The 20,733-nt window shown below is 73.3% G+C and carries 19 protein-coding genes and 2 pseudogenes; 5 read left to right on the forward strand and 16 right to left on the reverse strand.

The features are described 5' to 3' along the window. The first annotated feature begins 519 nt into the window (after positions 1-519). A complete protein-coding gene (locus AB0K00_RS22905) occupies positions 520-1,230 on the forward strand; it encodes an RICIN domain-containing protein (protein ID WP_363523517.1) in 711 nt (236 codons plus the stop codon). 161 nt (positions 1,231-1,391) lie between these two features. Here AB0K00_RS22905 and AB0K00_RS22910 read toward each other — a convergent pair whose 3' ends face one another. The 3 genes from AB0K00_RS22910 to arfB all read right to left on the reverse strand — a co-directional run bounded on the left by AB0K00_RS22910 (position 1,392) and on the right by arfB (position 3,232). Next, on the reverse strand, positions 1,392-2,027 hold the full coding sequence (locus AB0K00_RS22910; RefSeq protein ID WP_363523518.1) for an NAD-dependent epimerase/dehydratase family protein: 636 nt from the start codon (positions 2,025-2,027) through the stop codon (positions 1,392-1,394). Positions 2,028-2,087: 60 nt separating this feature from the next. Further along, positions 2,088-2,720, reverse strand: a complete 633-nt coding sequence (locus AB0K00_RS22915) for a hypothetical protein (RefSeq protein WP_363523519.1) — start codon at positions 2,718-2,720, stop codon at positions 2,088-2,090. Between the two features lie 86 nt (positions 2,721-2,806). Beyond that, positions 2,807-3,232: an alternative ribosome rescue aminoacyl-tRNA hydrolase ArfB gene (arfB, locus tag AB0K00_RS22920; protein WP_363523520.1), complete on the reverse strand. Its 426-nt coding sequence runs from the start codon at positions 3,230-3,232 to the stop codon at positions 2,807-2,809. A gap of 123 nt (positions 3,233-3,355) precedes the next feature. Here arfB and AB0K00_RS22925 point away from each other — a divergent pair, with 123 nt between their 5' ends. Together AB0K00_RS22925 and AB0K00_RS22930 are read left to right on the forward strand one after the other, a co-directional pair. Further along, positions 3,356-3,760, forward strand: coding sequence for an ATP-binding protein (locus AB0K00_RS22925; protein ID WP_363523521.1), 405 nt, complete (start codon positions 3,356-3,358; stop codon positions 3,758-3,760). 9 nt (positions 3,761-3,769) lie between these two features. Then, a complete protein-coding gene (locus AB0K00_RS22930; protein WP_363523522.1) occupies positions 3,770-4,327 on the forward strand; it encodes a GNAT family N-acetyltransferase in 558 nt (185 codons plus the stop codon). Positions 4,328-4,370: 43 nt separating this feature from the next. Here AB0K00_RS22930 and AB0K00_RS22935 read toward each other — a convergent pair whose 3' ends face one another. Together AB0K00_RS22935 and AB0K00_RS22940 are read right to left on the reverse strand one after the other, a co-directional pair. Then, complete coding sequence (locus tag AB0K00_RS22935) at positions 4,371-4,742, reverse strand: YchJ family protein (RefSeq protein WP_363523523.1); 372 nt, start codon at positions 4,740-4,742, stop codon at positions 4,371-4,373. A gap of 1 nt (position 4,743) precedes the next feature. Then, positions 4,744-5,667: an AraC family transcriptional regulator gene (locus AB0K00_RS22940; protein ID WP_363523524.1), complete on the reverse strand. Its 924-nt coding sequence runs from the start codon at positions 5,665-5,667 to the stop codon at positions 4,744-4,746. Positions 5,668-5,742: 75 nt separating this feature from the next. Here AB0K00_RS22940 and AB0K00_RS22945 point away from each other — a divergent pair, with 75 nt between their 5' ends. Further along, complete coding sequence (locus AB0K00_RS22945) at positions 5,743-6,216, forward strand: anthrone oxygenase family protein (RefSeq protein WP_363523525.1); 474 nt, start codon at positions 5,743-5,745, stop codon at positions 6,214-6,216. Between the two features lie 39 nt (positions 6,217-6,255). Here the strand turns inward: AB0K00_RS22945 and AB0K00_RS22950 are convergent, their stop codons facing one another. From AB0K00_RS22950 to steA, 8 genes and pseudogenes are all read right to left on the reverse strand, one after another. Then, positions 6,256-6,840: an NUDIX hydrolase gene (locus AB0K00_RS22950; protein WP_363523526.1), complete on the reverse strand. Its 585-nt coding sequence runs from the start codon at positions 6,838-6,840 to the stop codon at positions 6,256-6,258. Positions 6,841-6,922: 82 nt separating this feature from the next. Beyond that, on the reverse strand, positions 6,923-8,632 hold the full coding sequence (locus tag AB0K00_RS22955; RefSeq protein ID WP_363523527.1) for a CTP synthase: 1,710 nt from the start codon (positions 8,630-8,632) through the stop codon (positions 6,923-6,925). 70 nt (positions 8,633-8,702) lie between these two features. Beyond that, positions 8,703-10,826, reverse strand: coding sequence for a hypothetical protein (locus AB0K00_RS22960; protein WP_363523528.1), 2,124 nt, complete (start codon positions 10,824-10,826; stop codon positions 8,703-8,705). Beyond that, entirely contained in the window at positions 10,823-11,908 is a 1,086-nt protein-coding gene (locus tag AB0K00_RS22965; protein WP_363523529.1) for a glycosyltransferase family 4 protein, read from the reverse strand. The genes AB0K00_RS22960 and AB0K00_RS22965 overlap by 4 nt, the downstream gene beginning before the upstream one ends. Before the next feature lie 3 nt (positions 11,909-11,911). Continuing rightward, entirely contained in the window at positions 11,912-13,492 is a 1,581-nt protein-coding gene (locus AB0K00_RS22970; RefSeq protein WP_363523530.1) for a lipid II flippase MurJ, read from the reverse strand. A 200-nt stretch (positions 13,493-13,692) separates the two neighbouring features. Continuing rightward, positions 13,693-14,289 (reverse strand): annotated as a pseudogene (locus AB0K00_RS22975) (hypothetical protein); the annotation flags it as partial. A 589-nt stretch (positions 14,290-14,878) separates the two neighbouring features. Further along, positions 14,879-15,832 (reverse strand): copper transporter, encoded by a 954-nt coding sequence (locus AB0K00_RS22980; RefSeq protein ID WP_363523531.1) that lies wholly within the window; start codon positions 15,830-15,832, stop codon positions 14,879-14,881. 42 nt (positions 15,833-15,874) lie between these two features. Further along, positions 15,875-17,047 (reverse strand): putative cytokinetic ring protein SteA, encoded by a 1,173-nt coding sequence (gene steA / locus AB0K00_RS22985; protein WP_363523532.1) that lies wholly within the window; start codon positions 17,045-17,047, stop codon positions 15,875-15,877. A gap of 222 nt (positions 17,048-17,269) precedes the next feature. Here steA and AB0K00_RS22990 point away from each other — a divergent pair, with 222 nt between their 5' ends. After that, positions 17,270-17,455: a PASTA domain-containing protein gene (locus AB0K00_RS22990; protein ID WP_363523548.1), complete on the forward strand. Its 186-nt coding sequence runs from the start codon at positions 17,270-17,272 to the stop codon at positions 17,453-17,455. A gap of 117 nt (positions 17,456-17,572) precedes the next feature. Here the strand turns inward: AB0K00_RS22990 and AB0K00_RS22995 are convergent. The 3 genes and pseudogenes from AB0K00_RS22995 to recN form a co-directional block, all read right to left on the reverse strand. Continuing rightward, a pseudogene (locus AB0K00_RS22995) lies at positions 17,573-18,031 on the reverse strand (VTT domain-containing protein); the annotation flags it as partial. Positions 18,032-18,082: 51 nt separating this feature from the next. Further along, the gene (locus AB0K00_RS23000; RefSeq protein WP_363523533.1) at positions 18,083-18,859 is read right to left on the reverse strand and encodes an MOSC N-terminal beta barrel domain-containing protein; all 777 of its coding nucleotides are present in this window, start codon (positions 18,857-18,859) and stop codon (positions 18,083-18,085) included. A gap of 98 nt (positions 18,860-18,957) precedes the next feature. Continuing rightward, positions 18,958-20,715 carry a DNA repair protein RecN gene (gene recN / locus AB0K00_RS23005; RefSeq protein WP_363523534.1) on the reverse strand — a complete coding sequence of 586 codons (1,758 nt, stop codon included), beginning with the start codon at positions 20,713-20,715 and terminating at the stop codon, positions 18,958-18,960. Positions 20,716-20,733: the final 18 nt, after the last annotated feature.

Raw genomic sequence — 20,733 nt, forward strand, 5'->3', positions numbered from 1 at the left:
ACCGCCGGCGAAGGCAGCACAGTGTGAACTCCTCCGCGAACGGATTGACACAGTGTCGCCTTCCGGGGCGTCTTCGCCCGCCCCGGAGCCGCCCCGCAGCGTGGCCGAAACCCGGCCGAAACCGACCCGAGGCGGGCCCGAGCCGGGCGGGCCGGGCGGGCCGGGCGGGCCGGGCGGGCCGGGCGGGCCGGGCGCACGCTGGGTCGGGCGCAAGCCGGCGCGAATCGGGCAGGGCGCAAGCAGGCGCGAGCCGGGCAGGGCGGGCGGGGCCGAAGCCAGGCGCGAGCCGGGTCGGGCGCAAACCATGCGCGGGCCGGGCTGGGCTGGGCCGAAGCGCCGAAGACAGGCGCAAACTGGGCCGAAGCCAGGCGCAGACTGGGCCCGAACCGCCTCGGCGCCGCGCCGCAGCCTGAGCCCGAGCCGCCCCGACGCCGATCCGAAGCCGGGGCCCCGAGCCGCGTCGAGCCGCCCGCACGGCTGATCTATGCCACCCGCAAGGCTGATCTATGCTGTGCGGCCATGACCGTCTACGGCGGGCAACGCCCGACACCGCCTGGCTCGCCACCTGGTGCACCACAGCGCGTCAAGCCGGACCCGCTGCTCTTCGGCGCGTTCGGCTTTCTCGTCGTCGCGGTCATCGCCGGACTGATCTTCGCGTTCCAGGGCGGCGGGGACGGCGACGGCCGGCCGAGCGCCGCCGAGCAGCAGACCGGCGCACCCGCCGAGCAGGCCCCGTCGCAGGCGGCCTCCAGCGCCGCTCCCCCGCCGCCGCCGTCGAGCGCCGCGCCGTCGTCGGCGCCGCCGCAGGCGATGCTGCCGGCGAAGCCGACGCTGCTGCGGGCGTCGCACTCCGGCCTGTGCCTGCAGGCCGCGGAGGGCAACGGCGGCATCGCCACCCAGATGCCGTGCGACAACAACCCGACCCAGGTGTGGATGCCGCAGGCGGTGGCCGGCACCCAGGACGTGTTCACGTTCGTCAACACCAAGGACAACCGCTGCCTGGACGTCAACGGCGCGTCGAAGGACAACGGCGCCCAGGTTCTGCAGTGGGACTGCCACGGCGGCCCCAACCAGCAGTGGCGTCTGCAGCGCGACGGCGACGGCTTCCGGTTCGTCAGCCTCAACAGCGGCCGCTGCATCGGCGTGGACTCCGGCAGCCCCGCCCCGGGCGCGGCCGCGCGGCAGTGGGATTGCGACAACTCAGCGAATCAGCGCTGGCAACTGCCGTAAAGACTGCCGTGAAAACTGCCATGAGATCAGCGCCGGCGGCTGCCACCGCACTTGCGAGGCCGTGACTGCGGGCCGGTGAGCGCGTCTTTCAACACCGTAACCCATGCCACCTAATCGCGGGCGACACGCCGAACGGTCCTATCACCCACTGTAACAGCGCCTCAGAGGGCGGCGATGTCGCGGGACTCCAGGATGTGCTTGGTGCCGCCCTCGCGGGCGACCCGCAGCATCGCGTGGCCGATCTGCGCGGTCGTCGTGGCGATGCCGGGTGCGAAGCGGACCAGTGCCGCGGTCAGCGGGCGGAGCGCGGTGTAGATCACGCGGTACAGCCGGACCTTCGACACGGCGCCGTGCATCGGCTGGATGAAGCCGGGCCGGAACATGTACGCCCGCAGGTCCATGGCGAGCAGGGTGTCCTCGGTCGCGCCCTTCACCTGGGCCCACTTGGCGCGTTTCGTGGTGCCGGTGCCGGCGCCGGACACGTAGATGAACGTGGAGCCCGGCGTCACCGCCCGCGCGGCGGCGAGGGTGTAGTCGACCGTGATCCGCCGGTACGCCTCCTCCGACATGCCGACGGAGCTGACGCCGAGGCAGAAGAAGCAGGCGTCGTAGCCGGTGAGGTCGACGCCGGTGAAGTCGGTGAAGTCGCCGTGCGTGATCTCGCGCAGCTTCGGGTGCTGCTGCCCGGTCGCGCTCCGGCCGACGACGAGGACCTCGGTGACGTCGCCGGCGAGCAGGCACTCCCGCAGGACACCCTTGCCGACCATGCCGGTGGCGCCGAACACGATAATCCTCATGCCCCTCATCATGCCCTTAGCACCGACGGAATCGTCACGCCCGTAGCACCGACAAGAGCGTCATGCCCGTAGCACCGACAGGGTCGCGCCCTCCAGGGTCGTGTACAGATCCGAGTCCGTGAAATCGGTGCCGGTCTCCTCGCCCACGTAGACGTCGACGTGTTTCGAGCCGCCCATGCCGGGAGTGAACTCGTCGACGATCGTCCACGTCGGCGCCTTCAGCTTGGCGCACACGGCGGCGGTGACCTCCGCGGTACCGCAGCGCAGGACGCTGAACCGGGCGCCGGCGCGCAGCACGTCACCGTCGGCGGCGGCGGACACCCACGGGACCAGGGGGCGGCCGGCGGTGTCGCGCGGGGCGGTGTCCATCCAGTACCCGGTGTCGTAGGACCAGTTGAGGTACCGCCCGTCGGCGACCCGGCCCGTGCCCTCGTCCTTGACGGCCTTGACGAACGACGCCGGGAACGTGCCGAGGTCCCGCTGGTTGCGGCCCTTCTCGCAGTCGATCGTCGGGCAGCCGGTGACCTGCTGCGCCGCGCCGGAGTGCAGGGCGGCCACGGCCGTGTAGTAGACGGTGACCTCCCAGCCCGTGGACTGGGCCGGGCTGCTGCCGGCCGAAACGGTCGGTACGTCGGAGATGCCGGGCAGGGCGCCGGTCTGCGGCGGGTGGCCGGGCGTCTCCGGCACGGTCACGCCCGGCGACGGCGTCGAGGGCGAGCACCCCGCCAGGGCTATCACCGTGAGCAACGTCGCGACTACCCGTACCACTCCCTGATCTTCTAATCCTCGGGGCGGCGGCGCTCCTGTTTGCGCAGCCCGGTCCGGCGCTTGTCGGTGAGCCGCCGCTCGATCGCGCGTTTCGAGGGCTTCGTCCGCTTCCGTGGCCTGGGCGGCGGGGCGATCGCCTGCGCGATCACGGCGACGAGGCGTTCCTCGGCCGCGCGCCGGTTCTGCAGCTGCGAGCGGTGCTCGGACGCGACGATCGACAGCACCCCGTCGACGAGCCGGTTGCCGAGCCGCAGCAGCGCGCGCTCCTTCAGCGGCTCCGGCAGCGCCTGCGTCGCGGCCAGGTCGAACCGCAGCTCGACCCGGGAGTCGGTGGTGTTCACCGACTGGCCGCCCGGCCCGCCGGAGCGGCTGAACCGCCAGCCGAGCTCCGCGCGCGGCAGTGCAATGTCGTCGGTGACCCGCAAGTCGTCGTCCACGCCGTCAAGGATGCGGGTTCCGGTATGCATCTTGCACTCCAGGGTGACTTCCGCGAGTGCCGCGGATCGGCTCGGGGTACTCTCGGCTTCGTCGCAGCGGAGACGCAGCGGAAAGGTGACACCGTGGCTGAGGCCGTTGAGACGGCGCTGCTCGTCGAGGAGTTCGACGCTGAGCAGATCACCCCGGTGCGGCATGCCGTGAGCCGGGCCGCCGCGGCCGTCGGGCTGCTCGGCCAGCGCCTGGAGGATTTCGTCCTCGCCGTCAACGAGATCGTCACCAACGCGGTCCGCCACGCCGGCGGGCGCGGCGCGGTGCGGCTGTGGACCCTCGACGGCGCCCTGCTGTGCGAGGTCACCGACAAGGGCTCCGGCATCCCCGCGGAGCGCCTCGACGGCGGCCCGCTGCCGCCGAGCAACGCGGTCAGCGGCCGTGGCCTGTGGCTGGCCCGGCATCTGGTCGATGAGGTGACTGTGCGGTCGACGCCCGCGGGCACAATTGTCACGCTGCGGAGCTCACTGGCGGGTTAGCATCCTGTCGTGCTCCGCCCCTCCTACCCCATCCGGACGTCCCGCCTGTCGCTGCGCCCGTTTACCGAGGGCGACTTCGACGACCTGCACGCCCTCACCGGCGACCCTGACGTCGTGCGTTACCTGTACTGGGACGTCCACGACGAGGAGATGACCCGGGCGTCGCTGAAGAACCGGATCGCCCAGGACGCGCTCACCGCCGAGGGGCAGTGGCTGGTCCTCGCGATGGACCTCGACGGGCGGGTCATCGGCCAGGTCGTGCTCAAGTGGGAGAGCGCGCTGAGCCGCCAGGGCGAGCTCGGTTTCGTCCTGCACCCCGACTTCCAGGGCAAGGGCTATGCCCGGGAGGCGTCGGAGGCGATGCTGCGGCTCGGCTTCGAAGGCCTCGGCCTGCACCGCATCTGCGGCAAGTGCGACACCCGCAACGTGCCGTCGTGGCAGCTGCTGTCCCGGCTCGGGATGCGCCGGGAGGCACATTTCGTCGAGGATGAGCTGTTCAAGGGCGAGTTCGGCGACCAGTACGTGTACGCGATGCTGGACCGCGAGTGGCGGGCACGTCAGACCTGAACGTCAAACCCGCACGTCACACCTGAACGTCAGAACCTGCACGTCACACCTCGTCGACGTAGAGCCAGACGCCGTCGGTCTTCACGAACCGGCTGGTGTCGTGCATCACGCCGGGCTTGCCGTCGGCCTCGTAGCGCGCCTTGAACTCGACGGTGCCCTCGGTGTCGAACAGCCCGCCGCCGGTGCGTTCCAGGATGTACAGGCCCTTCCAGTGCTGCCCGTCCTCGACCGTCAGCATCCGCGGCCGGGTCTTCTCGTGCCAGGTCCGCAGCAGGAAGTCGCGGTCACCGACCACGTAGGCGCTGTACCGGGCGCGCATGAGCAGCTCGGCGCTCGGCGGCGCCTCGGCTCCCCGGTGGAAGCGGCCGCAGCAGTCGTCGTAGGGCTCGCCGAGCCCGCACGGACAGAGAGACATGTCAGGATTGTCCACGATGCCGCTGGGGGCTCACACCGCGGACACGCTTGAACGCCGCGCTCAACGCAAAAGCACCTCCGTAACCCACCCTCCTGGCCACCGCGCCGAGCGTCGCGCCGGGCTCGAGGAGCAGGTCCGCGGCGAGGGCGAGGCGCCAGCCGGTCAGGTACGCCATCGGCGGCTCCCCCACGACCTCAGTGAACCGCCGGGCGAGCAGCGCCCGTGACACGCCGACCTTCTCCGCGAGCACGGCGACCGTCCACGGGTGCGCCGGGTTGTGGTGCAGCAGGGTCAGCGCCGGCCCGACGACCGGGTCGCTCTGCGCCTGGTACCAGCCGGGAGCGCCCGCCTCGGGCCGGTCCAGCCAGCCGCGCAGCGCCGAGATGAGCATCAGGTCCAGGAGCCGGTCCAGGACCGCCTCCTGCCCGGCGCGATCCTTCGCGATCTCCTGCGCCAGCAGCGCGACCAGGGTCCCCTCCCCGCGCACGACGAGGGCGTCCGGCAGGGCGGTGAGCAGCCGGCGGCCGACCTCGCCGGCGAGCTCGTAGGCGCCGGTGATGACGAGGGTGGGGCCGTCGAGGTCGGTGCCCCAGGTGCGGACCCCGAGGTGCATGACCTCGGCGAGGTCCTGGCCGTCGGGCGTGGTGCACCGCTGCCCGGGATGGATGATGATCTGCGGCGCGGTGCCGGGCGGGTCGGCGACCGTGTAGTGCCCGGGCCCGCGGATGACCATCACGTCGCCAGGTCCGATCTTCCGGACATCTCCGTCATCGGGGACATAAAAAGCGTCGCCCCGCACCATCGCGACCAGGGCCAGGGCCGCCTCGTCACGGATCCGCAGCGACCACGGCGGTGTCAGCACCGAGCGCAAGAGGAACGCCCCGCGCGCCCTCGGCCCGTCCAGCAGCGCCGTCAACGCATCCACACCGTAGACGATGACACATGCATCGGCGATGCTCGACCATGGCCCGTCTGCGCCGCGTCCGATTGACTGGTTCGCATGGAACAGTTGCGCAGCGCCGTCCTCGCCACGGCGACCCTCTTCGTCGGCCTGTCCGCGGGCGTCTTCTTCGCCTACTCCACCTCGGTCATGCTCGCCCTGCGCCGCGTCGACGACCGCACCTTCGTCGACGTCATGCAGAAGATCAACTCGGCGATCCTCAACGGCTGGTTCCTCGGCGCGTACGTCGGCGCGCTCCTCGCCGCGATCGCCGCGGTCCTGCTACACCTCGGCGGCACCCACCGGGCCGCGCTGCCGTGGCTGATCGCGGCGACGCTGCTCTACGCGGTGGTGATCGTCGTGACCGCCACGGTGAACGTCCCGCTGAACAACCAGCTCGACGCCGCCGGCCTGACCGACCCGGCCGCGGCGCGGGCCGTCTTCGAGGCCTCCTGGAACCGCTGGAACACGGTCCGCACGATCTCCTCGGCCGGCGCCCTGCTGACGCTGGCGATCGCACTGCTGAGGCACTGAGGAAGCCCGGGGGCGGCACCGGCCCCCGGGCAACCGACGTCAGACGGCAGCGGCGGCGGGCCGCAGGGTCTTCCAGTCGCGGTCCCGGGCGTGCGCGGCGCCGAGCACACCCACCGCGCAGGCCGCGTTGGTGATCTGGCCGCTCAGCACCATGCCGACGGCCGCGTCGAGGTCGACCCAGTGCAGTTCGAGGTCGGCCTCCTCGTGGGTACGGGCATGCCGGTCGGCGTCCGGTACCGGCGTGATGTCCCGCGCCAGGAACAGCCGGATCTTCTCGTTGGAGCAGCCGGGTGACGGGTGCACCTCGGTCAGCAGGTCCCAGTTGGCGGCCGCGAGGTCGACCTCCTCGGCGAGCTCCCGGGCGGCCGCGTCGACGAGCGGCTCGCCCTCGACGTCGACGAGCCCCGCCGGCAGCTCCCAGAGCACCTGGCGGACCGCCGGCCGGTACTGCCGCACCAGCGCGACCCGCCCGCCGGTGTCGACGGCGACCACGCCGACGGCGCCGACGTGGTCCATGTAGTCGCGCAGCGCGGTGTCGCCGCCCGGCATGACGACCTCGTCGGTGAAGATCGCGAACACCTTGTTGCGCAGCCGCTCGGTGTGCGACAGCACCTCGTACGTCACGCCGCCGCCTCCGCTACGCTCCGGCGACGCCGTTCAACCCTGCGCCCATGGTGAGCGGCCCCTCCGCTGCGCTCCGGACCGCTCACGCGTCGACCGTCTCGAGCTCGACCGGCAGCCGGTCGGCGGCGTTGTAGGCGACGGCCGCGCCGACGAACCCGGCGAACAGCGGGTGCGCCCGGGTCGGCCGGCTCTTGAGCTCCGGGTGGGCCTGGGTGGCGACGAAGAACGGGTGCCGCTCCCGGTCCAGTTCGACGAACTCGACGAGGCGCCCGTCCGGCGACGTGCCGGAGATCAGCAGCCCCGCGGACGTCATCGCCTCGCGGTAGGCGTTGTTCACCTCGTACCGGTGGCGGTGCCGCTCCGACACCTCCGGTGCGCCGTAGGCGTCGGCGGTCAGGGTGCCGGGGACGAGGACCGCCGGGTACGCGCCGAGCCGCATCGTGCCGCCGAGGTCGCCCTTGCCCGCGACGATGTCCTCCTGGTCGGCCATGGTGGAGATGACCGGGTCGGTGGCGTCGCCGTCGAACTCGAGGGAGTTGGCGCCCTCGATGCCGGCGACGTTGCGCAGCACCTCGATCGTCATGCACTGCAGGCCGAGGCACAGCCCGAGGGTGGGGATGCCACGTTCCCGGGTGTACTGGGCAGCGCCGATCTTGCCTTCGATGCCGCGGACGCCGAAGCCGCCGGGGATGACGACGCCGTCGACGCCGGCGAGGGCCTGGGCGGCGGTGGCCGGGGTGGTGCAGGTGTCGCTGGGCACCCAGCGGATCTCGACCCGGGCGCGGTGCGCGAACCCGGCGGCGCGGACCGCCTCGGTGACCGACAGGTAGGCGTCGGGCAGGTCGACGTACTTGCCGACGATCGCGACGGTCACCGTCTGCCGCGGGTGGTGGACCCGTTCGAGCAGGTCGTCCCACTTCTTCCAGGCCACGTCGCGGAAGGACAGGCCGAGGCGGCGCACCACGTATGCGTCGAGACCCTCCTCGTGCAGGACCCGCGGGATGTCGTAGATGCTCGGCGCGTCCGGCGCGGACACGACCGCTTCGGCGTCGACGTCGCAGTACAGGGCGAGCTTGTTCTTGGTCTTCTCCGGGATCTGCCGGTCGGAGCGGCAGACCAGCGCGTCGGGCTGGATGCCGATGCTGCGCAGCGCGGCGACGGAGTGCTGCGTGGGTTTGGTCTTCAGCTCGCCGCTCGGCGCGAGATACGGCACCAGCGACACGTGCAGGAAGAAGCAGTTGTCGCGGCCGATGTCGTGGCGCACCTGGCGGATGGCCTCCAGGAACGGCAGTGACTCGATGTCGCCGACCGTGCCGCCGACCTCGGTGATGATCACGTCGGGGGCGACCCCGTCGGCGTCGGGCGCCGACATCGCCCGGATGCGGGCCTTGATCTCGTTGGTGATGTGCGGGATGACCTGGACGGTGTCGCCGAGATACTCCCCGCGCCGTTCCTTGGCGATGACCGCCGAGTAGATCTGGCCGGTGGTGACGTTGGCGTTCCCGGACAGGTCCTGGTCGAGGAACCGCTCGTAGTGACCGATGTCGAGGTCGGTCTCGGCGCCGTCTTCGGTGACGAACACCTCGCCGTGCTGGAAGGGGTTCATGGTCCCGGGGTCGACGTTGAGATACGGGTCCAGCTTCTGCATGACGACCCGCAGACCGCGGGCGCTGAGCAGACTGCCGAGGCTGGATCCGGTCAGACCCTTACCGAGTGAGGAGGCGACGCCCCCGGTGACGAAGATGTGCTTAGCCTGCCGGCTCGCACCGGTCCGTGTCGAAGAGCGATCCACGGGAGTTCAGCCTAACAGCAGGTGAACGGCCCCGCTCCGGACACACCGGGCCGCTCAGCCGTTGGGACGCTCATCGGGTCCGGTCGTCGGCGTGGTCGAGGACCCGCAGGCACGCGAGGACCGTCAATGGCGCGGCGGTGGCGAGCGCGGCGCCGAGGACGTTGAGCGACACCCCTTCCACGACCCCGGCGAGCACGCTGGCCAGCACCAACCCTGCCAGGGCGCCGCGGACCGGCGGGAACACGCCGAGCAGCCGGCGGAACCCGCCCCAGTCGCGCAGCAGCACGAACGTCGCATAGAGCACCGTGCCGATCACCAGGAGGGTCAGCGGGCTGGTGACCGTCGTCACCACGTTCGCCTCGCCGATGCGCCGGGCGATGTACCCGGCCGTGCCGTCCTGGGTGCGCACCAGGAGCCGGCCGACGCTGCTGCGCTGGTCGTCGGGGCGGAACAGGTCCAGCACGCCGATGCCGGCGGTGACGGCGAGCGCGGCGGCGACCGCCCAGATCAGCCGGGTGATCGTCAGCCAGCCGCCGACGGCCATGGCCGCGGCCGCGCACACCCCCGCGGTCAGCGCGACCGCCCCGGAGGCGTCGGCGCCGAGGTACGGGCTGCCGATGACGATCATCCCGGCGGCGCCGACGACGGCCATGACGAACGGCCGCCAGCGCCGGTCGAAGCGTTGCGCGAGGCTGGCGCCGCCGAGCAGCACCCCGGTGACCAGCAGCCCGAGGCCGATGACCCCGACCCCGGCGTACCGCCCACCGGCTGCCGCGGAGTAGCCGGCGACGCCGTTGAGCTGCAGCCGCGCGCCGGTGAGCACGTCGAGCGCGACGGCGAGCGCGCCGACGGCGGCAACCCCGCCGAGCGGCGCGTTGGCGCGGCTCCGCGACGACGTGAGGGCGATGACGGTCGTCGCGGCGGCGAGCGCGGCCAGGGTGACCCCGCCGAACCCGAACCCCGGCGACGACCACCGCCACCACGGCAGCAGGTCCGCGACGAGCGCGGCGGGCACGGCGAGGGACGCGGCGATGAGCAGCACCTCCGCGGCGCGCACGACGAGCCGCGGCGCGGGCGGGTGCGCGACCGGCCCCGCCGGCCGGCGGGCCCACCGCAGCAGCGGCACGACCAGCACGAACAGGGCGAGTTCGGCGACGACGAGCAGGGTGAAGAACGTGGAGCCGACCCGCTGCTGGACGCTGGCCTCCCGGTCGGCGTCGGCGAGGCGTTCGACGGCCTGCCCGACCGAGGCGGGCCGGCCGTCGCTCATCGTGGCCGCGCCGCCGGCGAAGAGCTTGCCGGGGATCGGCCGGTCCAGGGCCGCGAGGGCGGTCGGGGCGAGGTCGACGACCTGCACGTAGCCGGGTCGCGACGTCGACGGCGAGGTCAGCCAGCCGCCGGTGTAGCCGGGGCCCTGCGCGATCGCGACGTGCAGGCGGCTGCCGGCGTCCAGGTCGGACAGGCCGGCGAGCACGACCACGGCCCGCTCCGGCCGGTCGGCGATGACCCTCGCCAGGGCGGCGTCGGCGCGGCGGGCGTCACCGGCGCGGGACGCGGCGTCGGTCCCGGCGATCTGGCCGAGGTCGACGATGGTCAGCGCGCACGCCGACAGCAGGTTCTCATCGACGGTGTCGGCGTACCGGTCGACCCGCCCGTACGGCCGGGCCGCGGCGACGGCGGCGCCGGGCCCGACGGCGGTGGTGCAGCGCACGCCCTCGGCCAGGGCACCTGGCTGGGCGCCCCAGTGCAGGGCCCGGTTCTTCGCCACGACCCCGCCGTGGTCCGGCAGCGACGCGCCGGTCTTCGTCGTGTCCGGCGTGATCGACACCGCCAGGGGCGGGCACGTCGAGGTGATCGGGCCGGTCGTGAACGTCGCGTAGTTGCCGGCGCCGAGCGTGAGCCAGCCGTCACCGGCGCAGGTGACCCGCCGGGCGGAGCGCACCGACAGCGCGCCGATCGCGCCGTCCTGCGCCAGTTGCCACATCGTCGGCGTGTCGGTGGGGTTCACGTCGTCCCACCGCAGCCCGGCGACCCCGACGATGATCACGTAGTCGGCGGACGGGGTGACGGTGCCCGAGTCGGGTCGCGGGATCAGCGCGAGCAGGGCGAGGACCCCGACGAGCAGTGCGAGCAGCGCCGGCGTGAAGCGATGCAGCCGGTGCCGCAGCAGCACTCCCCGCGGGTGCTGCGTCACGCCCTTCCGGCAGCTCCCAGCAGCTGCGCGTACACCGCCTCGACCTGCTCCAGGGTGTCCCGTTCGGTCGGCCAGGTCGCCGCCCGGGCCAGGCCCCGCTTCCCGAGCTCCTGCAGCGCCGGCGGGTCGGCGAGCAGCGCCTCCGCGGCGGCGGTGAACCCTTCGACGTCGTGCGGCTCGACCAGCTGGGCGCCGTCGCCGACGACCTCCGGGATCCCGCCGACGGCGGTCGCGAGCAGCGGCACCCCGGCGGCCAGGGTCTCCTGGACGAACAGCGGCTGTCCCTCCCACACGCTGGTCACCACGACCAGGTCGGCGGCGGCGAGCAGGTCGGGGACGTCGTCGCGGTAGCCGAGCAGGTGCACGGGCGCGTGCTCGGTGGAGATGCGCTGCGCCAGGGTCATGTAGGACGGGCCGCTGCCGGCGATCGCCACGAACGGCTGCGGCTCCGCCCACTTGGCCGCGACGAGCGTCTCGAACCCCTTCTGCGGATGCAGGCGGCCGACGGCGAGCACCAGGGGCTGCCCCGGCTCCACGCCGAGCTCCTCGCGGACCTCGTCGCGGCCGCGGCCGGCCGGTGGCAGCACCGGCGCGGGCACCAGCGCGAGCCGCACGTCCCGGCCGCCGAGCTCACGGATCCGCTCGACCAGGTCCGTCGACACGCCGAGGGTCACGTCGGCGGCGCGGGCGACCCGCCGCTCGAGCGGGTGGTAGAGCTTCGCCCGCAGGCCCTGTGCCAGGACCAGGTTGTGCCAGGTGACGACGAGCGGGGCGCCGGCGGGGCGGGCGAGCCCGGCGACGAACCCGGCGCGCAGGCCGTGCGCGTGGATGACGTCGACACCTTTGAGTGACCGGCGCAGCGCCCGGACGGCGAGCACGTCACCCGGCTGGGGACTGGCGGGGATCTCGACGGGGACGAACTGCGCGCCGCGCGCGGCGAACCCGAACTGCGCCTCCGTCGCCGCGGGACCGTGCACACTGACGTCGTCGCCGCGTGCGACAAGGCCGTCGACAAGCATGCCGACGTGCCGGCCGACGCCGCCCGTGCTCGACGCCAGAACCAACGCGATGCGGGCGCCCACCCCTCAGCCCCTCCTGTGTATGAGCCGCTGCAGGGTCCGCCGGTCCGTGACCGCCACCCCGGCGAGGAACACCACCGCCACCGCGACTCCGCACAGCATGCCCTGTGCAATCGCCTCGAGGACATCTGGGGTGCCGCCGCCCCAGATGCCATTCCTGAGCGTCAATGCCGCCGTGGCCGCGACAGCTGCCGATGCGACGGCGGCGGCAATGGTACGACTGGCGCCCGCGACCGCGTCGCCACCGGCCCTCGCGCGGACGGCCAGCAGCAGCGCCGCCGCGAGCACGAGCATGCCGATCGAGTTGGCCGCCGCGAGGGCCGCGACCCGCCGGCCGAGCGGCAGCGCGACGGCCAGGGGCACGGCGGTGGCGGCGGCGACCGCCCAGCCGAGCCCGGTCGCCCAGGCCGCGGCGTACGCGTTGCCGCCCGCATACAGCGCCCGCGACAGCAGCGCGAACAGCCCGTAGCCGAGCAGCCCCGGCGCGAACCAGGTGATCCCACCGGCCAGCTGCCCGATGTCCGGCGGCTTCGAGGACAGCTCGGCGAGCACCACCGCGACCGGCTCGGCCAGCACCACGAGGGCCGCCGCGCCGAGGCTGGTCAGCACGATCACGGTGCGCAGCGCGGGCGCGAGCACCCCGGCGAAGCGTTCCCGGTCGTGCGCCCCGCCGGCCTCGGCGAGCCCCGGGTACGCGGTCGTCGCCACCGGCACGGCCAGGACCGCCCACGGCAGCAGGAAGATCGTCTGGGCGAGGCTGTACACGACGACGGCGCCCTTGCCCGCGTACCCGCTCAACGCGATGGCGAGCCCCAGCACCAGCTGCTGGCTGCCGACGGTGACGATCCCGGCGACCACGAGCGGCTTGAGCGCCCGCACCTCGTGCGCGTCGAACCGCAGCGTCGGCCGGATCCGCAGGCCCAGGCGGCGCAGCGGGACGAGCAGGCTCAGCGTCAGCACCGCCACCGCGAGGGTCGTCCCGCCGGACAGCAGCCACAGGTCCGCGTCGTCGACCTGGCCGAGATCCGCCCCGCGGCCGGCGACGACGCCGAACGTCACGTACACCGCCATCACGGTCAGGCTCGACAGCAGCGGCGCGATGACCGGCCAGGCGAAGCGGCGGTACGTCTGCAGCGTGCCGGTGAGCACGATCCCGATCCCGTACAGCGGCAGCTGCGGCGCGAACACGCGCAGCATGTCGGTGCCCGCGTCGACGGCACCGGCAGGCTGCCCGGGCATCAGCAGCCCGACAAGGGGCCGGGCGAGCAGCGCGACGAGGACCGAGAGCGGGACGAGCAGCACGAGCACCCAGCTGAGCAGCGCCGACACGGTCCGCGCCACGGCCGGACGGTCCTGCCGCGCGACCGCCCCGGCGAGCAGCGGCACGACGAGGCTCGCGAGGGCACCCCCGGCGACGAGCTCGAAGATGATGTTCGGGATGGTGTTGGCCGCGGTGTACGCGTTTCCGAGGAACGTCGGCCCGACCGACCAGTTGAACACCAGAATGCGCGCAAATCCGGCAAGCCGGCTCAGCATGGTGAGCGCCGCGACCACCGCCGCGGCTCCGATCAGCCGCTTTCCGGTCACCCGTCGCGACGCGGTCTCGGCGACGGCTTCGCCCGCACCCCGGTCTGCTGTTCGGTCCTGGGTTCGGTCCTTGCCTCGGTCCTGGGTTCGGTTTCCTGCGCTGCGTCGATCGCGTCGTCGGTGTCGATCGCGTCGTCGGTGTCGTCGGGTCGCGGCGCCGGTGGGGTGGTGGCCATGGCCGGCGGGGTGGTGGGCCGCAGGCGGCCGAGCTGGTCGATCGCCCGCAGCGCGGGGGTCTTCTCGATGACCTGGGTGAAGCTGACCTTCTCGCTGGCCGCGGTCAGCGCGACGATCCCGGCGAGCGCGGCGAGCCGGCCCCAGGTGCCGGTGCGGGCCACGTACGCCGTCCCGAGCACCGCCCCGAGCGCGTTGGCCCCGGCGTCGCCGAGCATGATCTCCTCGCCGAGGTCCGCCGCCAGGAGCGCGCCAGCCGCGCCGAGCGCCCCGGCCGCGGCACCGCCGCCCTTCCCCGCGGTCAGCGGCGCGCCGACCAGGATGCCGGCCTTGATCGCCCGGCCCGGTCGCAGGTCGAGCAGGTTGAACAGGTTCGCCGCCCCGGCGATGACACCCGCACCGAGCAGCACGTCCACCGCCCGCCGCCTAGGCAGCATCGCGGCCGCAACCATCCCGGCGGCGCCGACTCCGGCGATCTTGACGAGCCCGCTGGTGACCCGCCCTTCCTTCAGCGCGCCGAGATGCCCCCGGAACCCCTTCGCCGCGTGCTCAGGCCGCCCGCCGACGAGGTCGTCATACAGCCCGACCCCTCCGGCACCGAGCCCGGCAACCGCCGCGGCCCCCATGACCCGAACCCCACGCCCAGTCCTCTCCCCGCGCCCAGCCCTGCCGCCCTTGCCGCCGCGCCCTGCCCTGCCGCCGCGCCCGCGCCCTGTCACGTCGCGCGCTGCCGTGCCGCCGCGCCCTGTCGCATCACGTGCACTCGCATCGCGTCCGGCCGCGTCACTGGCGCGCGTTGCCCGCCCGCTCGCGGACTTGCGGCTCGCCGCCCGGCCTCGCGACGCCGTGGCACCCGGCGCTTCATCGTCGAATGCCAGGCCGCCGTCATCGGACGCCGCAATGCCGTCGCTCCACCAGGCAGACGAGTCCGCCGCGCGGGCCACGCCTGGCGAACCGGCCACCCCCGACGAACGGGCTGCCCTAGAGGAGCGGGCCACCCCAGAGGAGCTCGCGGCGCCGGACGAGCGGGCTGCGCCGGAGCGGCCTGCGGCGCCGAGGACGGCTCCTGCGGTGGCGCCGATGGCCAGGGCCGGGCCGCCGGCCAGGGAGACGGTGCGGCCGCGGAAGTTGGTGCGGTCGAGCGCCGGCAGGCCGCGCAGTTCACGCAGCGCGGCCCGGGCCACGACCGCCCCGGCGGCGGCGGCAAGCAGCTTACGAACCACTGACCACGCTCGCTGATTTGGGCAGCAGGCTGGTCGCGCCGCTGCCGATGCCGTAGTGGCCGGTCTTGCCGCCGATCCGCTCGACGAGGGCCAGGACCGCGGCGACCTGCCCGTATGCGGTGACGGCGTTGTCGACGGTCGACACGCTCTTGGCGATCGAGGCGTCGTCGCGGACCGAGGACACCAGGCCGTTGGCGGACAGGCCGGCCACGACCATGTCGTTGGACAGGGCCAGGGCGAAGCGGGTCACCGTGACGAGGGCGACTGCGTTGCGCTCCTTGGCGTCCTTGCCGCTGGCGGGTGCGCCGGCGATGACGATGACCGCGTCCGCCGGGGTCTTGAGGTCGCCGTCGAGGCCGATGAAGCCGCCGCCCTCATACGCCGACAGCACCGCCCGGGTGCCGTCGACCTGTGGCGTGCCGGGCTTGTCGGCGACGAGGACCGCGGCGAGCAGCGCGGCCGAGGTCTCCTGCCCGTTGCCCTTGTTCGGCAGAGCGCCGCTGATGGCCGGCGGGGCCGACGACTCGGCCAGGTCCAGCAGGTTGTCGTCGCTGGCCGCGGCGGTGAACCGCTCCTTGATCGTGACGGTGCCGGTGACCTTGGCGCCGGCGGTCTGCAGCGTGGTGGCAATCCCGTCGGCGGCGGTGTCGATGTCCTTGTCGCTGCCGTCGATCTTGACCAGCAGCACGTTGCGACCGGCCAGTTTGCCGTTGAGCAGCATCGGGGCGACCTCGGTGGCGAAGTCCGAGTTCTTCTTCAGCTCCGCCCGCGACTGGTCCAGGTCGTCGCGCAGCTGCTGCTTCTCATCGGTGATCTTGTTGACCTGATCGTTGAGGTTCTCGGCGAGCGGCCCGTTCGCCGCCGCGGTCCCGACGACGAGGCCGATGGCGAGCGCCAGGAAGACGGCGGCCAGCGACACCACGTGGTACCGGAAGTTGATCACAGCAAACGGTCCCGTCCAGGAGAACAGCGCCAGTGGGCAGCGCTATGAGAACAGCGTGAAGATCAGGTTGTCCCACCACTCGGCGATGACGCTCAGGTAGGCCCGGCCGATCGTCGTCACGGCCAGGGCCGCCGCCATCGCGGCGATCGCCGAGGCCAGCAGCAGGATCAGCGACGAGCCGGACAGGCTCTGCCGGTAGAGCCGGCTGACGCCCTTGGCGTCGACCAGTTTGCCACCGAGCTTGAGCCGGGTGAGGAAGGTGGAGGCCATGCCGCCGCGACCCTTGTCGAGGAACTCGATGAGGGTGTTGTGGGTGCCGACCGCCACGAGCAGCGACGCGCCCTTGTCGTCGGCGAGCAGCATCGCGATGTCCTCGCTCGTCGCCGCGGCCGGGAACGTGATCGCCTCGACGCCGAGCCGCTGCACGCGGGCCAGTCCGGGCGCCCGCCCGTCGGGATAGGCGTGCACGACGACCTCGGCGCCGCAGCGCAGCACGTCGTCGGAGACCGAGTCCATGTCGCCGATGATCATGTCGGGCGTATAGCCGGCCTCGACGAGCGCGTCGGCGCCGCCGTCGACCCCGATGAGCACGGGCTTGTACTCACGGATGTAGGGCCGCAGCACGTCGATGTCGGCCTTGTAGTCATAGCCGCGCACGACGATCAGGCAGTGCCGCCCGGCGATCTCGGTCTGGATCTCGGGCACGCCGACGCCGTCGAGCAGCAGCGCGCGCTCCTGCTTCAGGTATTCCATCGTGTTGGCGGCGAACGCCTCCAGCTGCACCGACAGGCCCTCCCGGGCGTCGGCCATCGACAGCGCGACCGTCTCGGCGTCCTGTCGCTGCCCCTTGGCGACCGCGTCCTCACCGACATACACGGTGTCGCCCTCGATGCGGACGGTCTCGCCCTCACGGAGCCGCTCGAACAGCTCCTCGCCGAGGTCGTCGACGAGCGGGATCCCGGCCTTGATCAGGCCCTCTGGGCCCAGGTTGGGATAGCGACCTGACACGGACGGCTTCGCGTTGAGCACCGCCGCGACCCCTGCCGCGACGAGCGAGTCGGCCGCGACACGGTCGAGGTCGACGTGGTCGATGACCGCGATCTCGCCGGGACGCAGCCGTCCCACCAAGCGTTTGGTCCGCCGGTCCAGCCGCACGACGCCACCGATGACACCCGGCTCGGCGGGCCGGGTGCGGCGCAAGGTTGGAAGTCGCATCCCAACCATCCTGGCATGGACCTCTGACAAAAGCCGCGCGCGACATGTCCACTAGCAGGTGGAACGCCACTTTTCGCACGGAGGGTGACGCCGGTCACCTTCGCGGACTGTCAGCCAGGCGACACAATTCGCGCGTATTCACGACGGCCCTGGGTGCCTCTTGTCGGTGTACGCATCGGAAGGAGTGCCGCAGTGAACCTCTCGTCGATCAGCCTGACCCTCGTGCCCAACCTCACCGGGAAGTCGCCCACCGAGGCCGCCACCGAGCTGCGCGCCGCCGGTCTCGAGCTCGGCGTGATCCGCGAGGTCGGCCCCAGCGGCAGCATGATCGTGCTGGAGCAGTCGACCCTCCCGCTCACCGTCGCCCCGCGCGGGACCAGGGTCAACCTCCTCGTCGGCGTCCCGTGACGTGAGCCGCCTGAGCACCTCGGCGACCACCAGCAGCGACGCCGCGCCGGCGTAGGCGAGCAGCAGCGCCTGCCAGGGCCGGCCGTCCAGGAAGCGTCCGCAGCCGTACCCGATGAGCCCCGCCATGCTCGCCCAGACGCTCACCCCGAGGGCCGTCCACGCCTGGAACCGCCCCGACGGGTAGCCGACCACGCCCGCGGCGAGCGCCGAGGCCGACCGTCCGCCGGGCAGGTACCTCGCGAACACGAGCACCTGCCCGCCACGGTCGGTGAGGGTGCGGTGCGCCCAGCCGTACACCTGCAGCCCGCGCCGCCCGGCCCGCAGCCGTCGCAGGACCCCGGCCCCGGCCCGGACCCCGATCTGGAACGACACCACGTCCCCGGCGAACGCCCCGGCCGCCGCCGCGACGACGACCAGCCAGATCGCCGGGCGGCCCGTCTGCGCCGACACCACCGCGACCGCGATCAGCGTCGACTCGCTCGGCGACAGCGGCACGACCGCATCGAGGGCCGCCACCACGAACACGACCAGCACCACCCACGGCGTCGCCGCGACCGACTCCACGAGGTCCCGCATCGCCTGACTGTCTCGCGACGCGCCGAACACCGACCGTCGCGGGGACGACCATCAACCGTCGGTTTCGATACGTCCCGCCTGCTCGACCGCGCCGTACCAGCCGAAGCACGCGGCCGTCCCGAAGTCCCCGACCGGCATCCGGTAGTGCCTGGCCAGGGTCCGCAGCAGCCCGGGGTCGCCCGCCCCGCCGTCGGGCCCGAGCGACGGCACCACACACCGCGGCGTCGGCACCTGCACCCGCAGCCGCACCCCGCCGACCCGCACCTCCTGCCCCGGCGCCGGATCGTCCGGCAGGTCGAGCAGCAGGTTGGGCCGGAACCGCCGCGGGTCGACCGGCGCGCCGTGCACCTCGGCGAGCCTGGCGAGGGCGCCGGTCGTCACCGCGTGCACCGCCCCGAAGTCGTGGAAGCGCCCGCTGCCGATCACGCTGACCACGTCGCTGCCCGCCTCGGCGTCGGCCGCCCACGACGGGATCATGCCGGCCTCCCGCGGCCAGAACCGGTGCAGCACCGCCCCGTCGGGCACCACGTCGGTCACGGTCACCGCGCGCCCCAGCCACGACGACAGCAGCGCGCCGGCGTCGGCGAGACCGTCCCGGTCGAGCACCGCGGTCCTGCCGTCGGGCAGCCGCAGCCGGTCACCGCCGGCGCTGACCTGCAGCAGCCGCTCCCACAGCCGTGGCTGCTTCGCGCTGACGACGACCCCGTCGCCGTCGACGCACGCCCACCGCCGGTCGCCCACGAGCCCGCCGGCGGCGACGTCGGCCGCGGTGAGCCGCTCCCCGCCGGCGGACTTCATCGGATACCGCCACATCCCCACGACCCGCACGCGGCCACTCCCCCGATCGGCAAAGAAACGCCCCGTCGCCGGGCGGCGAAGCACGGCGACGGGGCACGGTCAGGCAGGACCCAGGGTCCGCGGGGTGCTCAGTGGTGGGACTTCTCGCGGTCGGCGACCGACAGCAGCTCCTCCGCGTGCGCGATGCCGAGGTCCGAGTCCGGCAGGCCGGCCAGCATCCGGGCCAGCTCGCGGGCCCGGTCGGTGTGCTCGACGACGCGGACGCCGCTGGTGGTGACGGCGCCGCCGGTGTCCTTGGCGACCACGAGGTGCCGGTCGGCGAACGCGGCCACCTGCGGCAGGTGCGTCACCACGAGGACCTGGTGGTCGCGGGCGAGCCGGGCGAGCCGCTTGCCGATCTCGACCGCGGCGGTGCCGCCGACACCGGCGTCGACCTCGTCGAAGACCAGGGTGGGCGGGCCGCCCACACCGGCGAACACGACCTCGATGGCCAGCATGACCCGGGACAGCTCGCCGCCGGACGCGCCCTTCTGCAGCGGCTGCGCGGGGGCGCCGGGGTGCGGCAGGAGCCGCAGCTCGATGTCGTCGGCGCCGTCGGGGCCGACACCGGCGTCGGTGCCGCCCGCGGTGGGGACGGTGGGTCCGCCGCCGGCGGGCTTCGGACCGACGACGACGTGGATGCGGGCGTGCGGCATGGCGAGGCCGGCCAGCTCGACCGTCACGTCGGCGGCGAACCGGCCCGCCGCCTCCTGCCGGGCCGCGGACAGGGCCGCGGCGACGTCGGCGACCTCACCGTGCAGGCGGCGGCGCTCCCGGTCGAGCTCCTCGAGGAGCTCGTCGGAGTTGTCGAGCTCGCCGAGCTTGGTGCGGGCCCGGTCGGCCCAGGCGACGACGCCGTCGACGTCCTCGGCGTATTTGCGGGTGAGCGTGCGCAGCGCGGCGCGGCGCTCATAGACCTCCTGGAGGCGGCCCGGGTCGGCGTCCAGCGCCGCGAGATAGCTGCCGAGCTCCGTGGACACGTCACCGGCGAGGGTGGCGACCTCGTCGAGGCGGGCGGCGAGCTCGCCGAGGACGCGGTCGACGCCGGTCTGCGCCTCGAGGGTGCGCCGGGCCGTCGACAGCAGGCTCAGCACGTCCAGGACGTCGTCGCCGTCGCCGGTGCCGGTCAGGGACACGTGCGCGACCTGGGCGGCGCTGCGCAGCCCCTCGACGTGTTCGAGGCGCTGGGCCTCCTCGCGCAGCAGCTCGTCCTCGCCCGGCTGCGGATCGACGCGGCTGATCTCGTCGAGGCCTAGCCGCAGCAGGTCGGCCTCCTGGCTGCGCTGCCTGGCGTTGGCGCGGCGGTCCGCGAGGTCGTCCTCGACGGCGCGCCAGCGGCCATACAGCTCCGCGAACCGCCCGAGCAGCTTCTCGTGCTCCGGCCCCGCGTAACGGTCCAGGGCGGCCCGCTGCTCGGCCGGGCGCAGCAGCCGCAGCTGGTCGGACTGGCCGTGCAGGGCGAAGACCCGCTCGCCGACCTCGGCGAGGACCGCGACCGGCACGGTGCGCCCGCCGACGTGCGCCCGGGAACGGCCCTCGGCCGTCAGGGTGCGGCTCATCAGCAGGGTGCCGTCGTCGTCGATCTCGGCGCCCGCGTCGACGATGCGGCTCTCGACCGCGGCGCGCAGGTGTGCGGGCAGCTTGACCCGGCCGTCGACGGTGGCACGACCAGGGTCGGCGCGGACCCGGCCCGCGTCGGCGCGACCGCCGAACAGCAGGCCGAGACTCGTCACGACCATGGTCTTACCCGCGCCTGTCTCGCCCGTGATGACGGTCAGGCCCGGTCCGAGGGGCAGTGTGGCGTCTTCGATCACGCCGAGTCCGGTAATGCGGAGTTCCTCCAGCACAACCAGAGACACTAGCCG

This window comes from Dactylosporangium sp. NPDC049525 (assembly GCF_040676755.1).
GTDB lineage: Bacteria > Actinomycetota > Actinomycetes > Mycobacteriales > Micromonosporaceae > Dactylosporangium.